General features: G+C 66.4%; 1 protein-coding gene. It reads right to left on the reverse strand.

Annotation, left to right across the window (positions count from 1 at the left end):
* A partial coding sequence (locus OH705_RS28875; RefSeq protein WP_267303655.1) for a hypothetical protein occupies positions 1-169 on the reverse strand: 169 nt, incomplete at its 3' end.
* Between the last annotated feature and the right edge of the window lie 63 nt (positions 170-232).

Raw genomic sequence — 232 nt, forward strand, 5'->3', positions numbered from 1 at the left:
GCAAGCGGGCGTGTTCAGCCTGGGCGGCGGGCACGAAAGCCACCGAGGGCTGCGGGGCCAGGCGCACGCGCCGGGGCCCCTGGTCGGTTGCCAGCCAGAACTCCACGCAGGTGCCTTCGGGCGTGTCATGCCAGTGGCGGGTCAGGACGAAGCCTTGTTGCAATTTCACTGCGGGGGGACCTCGGATCGCTGCTTTGTTTGCACCTGCTGATTGTAACTGTCCTGTCGTCAG

The sequence above is a fragment of the Pseudomonas sp. BJa3 genome, from assembly GCF_026343815.1.
Classification (GTDB): Bacteria; Pseudomonadota; Gammaproteobacteria; order Pseudomonadales; family Pseudomonadaceae; genus Aquipseudomonas; species Aquipseudomonas soli.